Origin of the sequence: Bacillus sp. JJ1474 (assembly GCF_036965225.1) — a bacterium.
Taxonomy (GTDB): domain Bacteria; phylum Bacillota; class Bacilli; order Bacillales; family Cytobacillaceae; genus Cytobacillus.
Genome location: NZ_JBALPC010000330.1, coordinates 1 through 3058, shown reverse-complemented (window position 1 = coordinate 3058; position 3058 = coordinate 1). Strand labels below are relative to the sequence as shown.

The window sequence follows — 3058 nt, the reverse complement described above, 5'->3', positions numbered from 1 at the left end:
GTGCTATTTTTGCCGGCTACAGGGATGATTTTGTTGCACCCTTCTGCACAACAAAATAAAATATCCTCTCCATATTCAAAACAAACTGAAATTAATGAGACAAGGTACTTGGTAGGTCGTCATAGTTTAATTGATAAAACAGAAGCGGAAGAAATACCCCCTTATGAAAGGTGGAATTCTATTAAAGATTTGAAATATACAACCTCAATCACGGTGCTATGTCATCCATCTTCCTATGAAATTGATAATCAAAATTTGATTAAGGAAATAGTTGACTCGTTTCAAAAATCAAAGTACCTTGAGCAAAGTGAGTTTCCAAGTCACGAACCTGACTTGAAGTTATATTTCAAGAAAAGAGAGGACTTTATTATGGCAGGGAGATTCTATTTGAAGGAAGCTGTGATCATATCTCCTGAAGGACCTATCATAAAAATTGATTTGGAAACCCTACAGAAGATTATGGAACAAGCGGATTGTAAATAATATACATTTGATATTTGTTATTTTTCTCTCATATATTCTTTTTAGACCATCGTCACGTTTATCCAAGAAGGGTTAACGCTTTGTTTTTGTTGAACTTTTTCTACTAACTGGCAGGTTAATGGGATAAGGAATATTCTGGTTAAAGAGCATAACTCTTAGTATATGGCTGTTTTCCGAAATGTCGCTGCTATTTAACAAATCATCATATTGATTTTCGTCAATTAAGGAGGAAATCAAATGGATTGGTATATATGGTTCGCAGTAATTGTTGCTGTTGTTATTATTATTGGGCATAAATCTTCTAAAAAGAAATAATGCTTGTTGACCTAAAGGGTAGCTTTACTTTAATAACGATCTTCCACAATCGGGCGCTTTTCTGAAATAAGGAAAGCGTCTTTCTTCATGCAAAGGGCCAGATTGTGTAACAACACAGTTATGGTATTATGCTAAAATTAGGAAGATATTGTGAAAGAATGTACTTAAAGGAACTGGCAGGTTAGTTGCAGAAGAGTTGATTTTTTCTAATCCACCTGTAAATGTCTATACAAAAGGCTTATTCGGATAATAGAATGTAATGTTTAGAATAATTATCCGAAAGGAGAAGAAATAATGGGAGTTCGAAAACAACCGTCAGCTTTTAGAGCTGTAAATATTAATACAGAACAAAGTGTGGGTCCAGCAGATTTTACTTTAATTGCTTATCCGAATGTAATATACGATTTAAACGAAGAGTATGATAATGACCCCAATTTCCCCAACACTTTTATTCCAAAACAAGATGGAATATATTTGATTATAGCAAGTATGAGTTTTGTTCCTGGTCCTGATGCTACAAATTATAGTTGCAGGATGTTAATCGCTATCAACGAAGAAGATACAGCCGCTGCTGATAACGACTTTTTTGGAGTAGATGTGCAAGTCACTAATCTGGTGAGTGTTTCTTCCGTCACTAATTTATCTAAGGGTGACAGAGTATTTATTTTTGGCCAAGCTACCACGGATGGTAATACATTACCCGAGCCATCATTTATGCACTTTGAAGCAATTAAATTATTATGAAATAATAATTAAGGTTTTTTTATTTAATAAAGTTGGTCACTAAAGTACTATTATTAAAACGATTAGTAAGTCACTAATGGTAGATTGTGAAGAGATGTACTTAAATTAACTGGTGCATTACTTCAAGAAGTTTCGGGTTGCTGAGGCAGCCTTTTTCTTATTTAGCTAAATGGGCAGGTTGGTTGACGATGAGAAGATATAAAAAAGGTCTTTTCCAAAGCCCTTAAAGGAGTAATATCAGGTAGACAAGTAATTGTTACAAGGGTGGGAGGATATTAAAAATATCTTATCAATTATCAGGAGGATTTATAGAGTGAAGAATTGGGTAATTCGAGTTCTAGTTATTATTGCAGGGTTACTTCTATGGGCTGTTTTGAGAATTCTATTTCATTATCCTTATTAAACTAAAGGTGGCGTTAATCCAAGAAGGATTAACGCTTACCTTTATTGAACCTATTGTACTAATAGATAGTTAAGTGGTATAAGGATTATTTTTGTGTAAGGAGATGATATTATTAAACTTTTGTATTACATTGCACTGTTGCTTTTGTCTTGCGTTATGTTGTTGGGATGTAATTCTGAAGAAATAGATTTATCACCTTCAATCCATGTAGAGGAAAAAGAATTAGAAATAGATCCAGAAGAAGAGGTGTTCGCTTCAACCCAAATCAATGCTCCTTTTCCACTTGGTGCAAAATTAAGCGAGCTAAAGGAACATTATGACGAACCTACCTATGATGATTACTATTCGGGTGCAAGATTGGTGGTTTTCGACAAGGAAGGATATTTTATCGATGAACTGGATGAAACCGTGGTGGGCTACTATTTTGCTACACTTACTCTCTCTGTGTTCGGTGCTACTGTCGGCATGACAGCAGAAGAAATTAACAAAGTGTTTGCTGAATCAGTAGAGCCAGTTGAAGATGAATTGGACTCTGACGGATACATTCTTGCTTATTATAAAAATGGATTCAAAATCTTCTTTGATTTAGAAATAAAGAATGGACCAACAACCGTTTTACATTTGGTGCGTGAATACGATTTTGAAAAGGAAGAAAAGATGCCAACTGAAACCGTTTCTTCTTCTAGTGGACCATCTGATATGGAAATCTATGAATACATGAAATCTGTTTTTGATAGAGAAACAAATTATGGTGCAAATTATATTCCAGAAGTCCACGATCAGTTGGCAGGAAAAATGGCAAGTGAAAAGTTTGGAATAAGTTCACAAGAGGCAATAGATATTTATACAAAAATTGAAATCGAAAAGGCTTATTAAATGTGAAAAAGGAATGGAACATTGTTCTATTCCTTTTTAGGTTTAAAATGTAGTCCAACCTTCGTAATAAAAATGGGGAATGATAACTTGCTGCTATTAATTAGATATTTAATCAAAGCACTAATCTTTTTCTCATTTATACTCTAGAACTCAATAATCCTTGATATTTATTGTTTTTTTAGGTACCAACATTAATGTCAGTGAACATACTTGTTGTTATAAAAGAAAGCTCTTTAT

The 3058-nt window shown here is 33.8% G+C and carries 3 protein-coding genes; all 3 read left to right on the top strand.

The features are described 5' to 3' along the window. Positions 1 to 483 (top strand): hypothetical protein (locus V7164_RS25440; RefSeq protein WP_335355625.1); only part of this gene is annotated, 483 nt, incomplete at its 5' end. A 609-nt stretch (positions 484 to 1092) separates the two neighbouring features. Continuing rightward, entirely contained in the window at positions 1093 to 1542 is a 450-nt protein-coding gene (locus V7164_RS25435) for a hypothetical protein (RefSeq protein ID WP_335347290.1), read from the top strand. A 565-nt stretch (positions 1543 to 2107) separates the two neighbouring features. After that, entirely contained in the window at positions 2108 to 2821 is a 714-nt protein-coding gene (locus tag V7164_RS25430) for a hypothetical protein (RefSeq protein WP_335347291.1), read from the top strand. The last annotated feature ends 237 nt before the right edge of the window (positions 2822 to 3058 follow it).